This window comes from Bartonella sp. AA86SXKL (assembly GCF_042196885.1).
Genome location: NZ_JBHIRE010000065.1, coordinates 1 through 2608, shown reverse-complemented (window position 1 = coordinate 2608; position 2608 = coordinate 1). Strand labels below are relative to the sequence as shown.

The window sequence follows — 2608 nt, the reverse complement described above, 5'->3', positions numbered from 1 at the left end:
GGAGATGTCACTTATCAGCATAGATTTAAGAAAATTGGTTTTTCTGGAACGAGTTTCTCTGCTGGATTGCGCCACCTTTTTTAGCGATACATAAACTATATAGTAACTTATATATAACTTATATATAAGTATATAGTGTTATATTAAGTATTAAATTAAATATTTCATTTTATATTTATTGTATTTTGAGAACTTTATTAGCTTAAATATAGATATTATTCTTCAATGAATAGAAGTAGGGGAATAGAAGGCGGCAAGAGTTATGATTTATGTATTTCATAAATATGTATTTTTATGCAACGTTACAACAGCTATTCTTTATTTTTTGCAGGTTACGTATGTTAGTGCTGCAGGATCTTCAAGTGATGCAGGAGGGGCATTTTATAAATGCGATGATAGAAAAACACACTTTCTTGCAGATAAAATCTATTACTTAAAAAGTTCTCAAGAGACGTCTGCTCATATTGCACCTATTGCAGCTATATATGTAGAAAAAGCAGGCACTATTGTTAATGCGTCTCAGATAACAGTTTTTGGCGATGATCCAGATAAAATATCTGCGTATGGGGCGTATGTAAGAAATGGTGGAAAAATTAATCTAATAGCTTCAGATTTTAAGAATATACCTGCTCTTCGTGCTCAAAATGCCGTTATTAGTATGACAGTAGGGGAAATTAAGGGGACTTCACATGCTATTTATGCATGGGGGAGAGGAACGGATATTGCTTTAGTGAGTGTGAATATCAATATTGAGCCAGATAATTTGAATGTAAAAGGGATCGGTATTATGAGTGGTTTTGATGCAATGGTTAAAATGACAGACGGTACCGTTAATTTTAACCAGATTGGCTCATTTTCAACTCGATTTGGGGGGCACTATCTTCTTGATACTATGGGGATTACGGGGCAAGGAAGGAGGGAGGAAACTTTAACAGATGGTGATGGAGCTATGGGGGTATTGCCAGAAGCTTTTGAGGTTTTTCAAGGTGGTGACGTTCATTTGAAAAACAATTTTATTCAGCTGAACCATATGCATGCATTCTTGATGAAAAACTTTTCAGGTTATGTAAATGATAATGGTAAGTTAATTCAAAAATATATTTCACCAGATGGATTTAAGAATACAAATATTAAGATAGAAAAAAACAATATTTCTGTTCAGGGTGAGGGAGTATATGGACTGTGCTTTAATGTTTTAGCTCCAGAAGAATTTGCTAAAATGTTGAGGCAACGAGATGATGAAAAAATTTTAGAAACCAAAAAAGTTATCACGGGGAGGGCATTTGTTTATTTATCAGAGACAAATATGACAGTTCCAGACGGGATTGCGATTTATGCGAAGGGGAATAAAGACTATGAAGTAAAAGGCACTCTTGAATTATCGGATGAAACAAAAATCTCTGGTGATTTGTTGCTAAAAGCTGAAAATAATGCTTCTCTATTGGTGAAAGCAAACGCTTCCTCTCTTACAGGAGGTACGCGTGTTGAGGGTAGATCGGTTATTGATTTAGAATTAATTCGTTATTCAAAATGGTATCTTACTAAAAGTAAATACAACGGTTTACAGGAATCTGTTTCATCGCTTTCTTCTCTAAGTCTTTCCAATAGCACATTGATCTTTGATGAAGGTAGTGGTTATCAAACGCTATGCATTGGAAAAAAAGCAGATATAGGTGCAGGAGATAAAATTCTCGCATCAAAAGATAAAAAAGTCTACAGTGCTGAGGGAAACGCTCAGATTAGGTTGAATGCATTTTTGAATGATGAGGGTTTGTTTAATCCCCAAAAGACGGATCGCATATTGATCTATGGGGATGTTTCTGGAACGACATTCATTCATGTGCAAAATTTTCCAAAATATGCAAGTAAAGAAGTCTATGAGGGAAAAGATCAAAGCATTTCACTCATTCAAGTTGCTGGAACAGCGCAGGCAGGTTCTTTTCGACTCGCCAATGGTTATGATGATTATACTACGGTGAAAGGTTTTCCTTATCAATATCGTATTCGTGGTTATGGTCCAGGTTCGCCCTTTGGAGAAGCAGATGCTACGCAAAGATTAGTGGAAGGTGAGGGGGAATTTTGGGATTTCCGACTCGAAGGGGTTTATATTTCTTCTAGAATAGGTTCTTATAATGGTCCATTTGGTAAACCTTCTTCGTTTTCATTATCTCATCCTGTTAATCCTCCATCTTCTCCCCCCAATTCACTTTCTACGTCGTTGATATCTGACTCTCCTTCTTCTACGTCCTCTGGTCCTGTTGATCCTCCATCCTCTCCCCCCGATCCACTTTCTACGTCGTTGACATCTGACTCTCCTTCTTCTACATCCCCTGATCCTGTTGATCCTCCATCTTCTCCTCCCGATCCACTTTCTACGTCGTTGACATCTGACTCTCCTTCTTCTACATCCCCTGATCCTGTCGATCCTCCTCCTCCCGATCCATTTTCTACGTCGTTTATGTCTGACCCTCCTTCTTCTACGTCCTCTGATCCTGTTGATTCTCCACGCCCTGATCCACTTTCTATGTCGTTGCCATCTGAGCCCTCTGCTCCGGAGGACACTTCATCTCTGGATACTGTTTCTCCTCCTTCTGCCCCTGTTGAACCA

The 2608-nt window shown here is 38.0% G+C and carries 1 protein-coding gene; it reads left to right on the top strand.

Annotated features, from left to right (window positions below):
• Positions 1–262: 262 nt before the first annotated feature.
• A partial coding sequence (locus ACFIO5_RS09695; protein ID WP_375705287.1) for an autotransporter outer membrane beta-barrel domain-containing protein occupies positions 263–2608 on the top strand: 2346 nt, incomplete at its 3' end.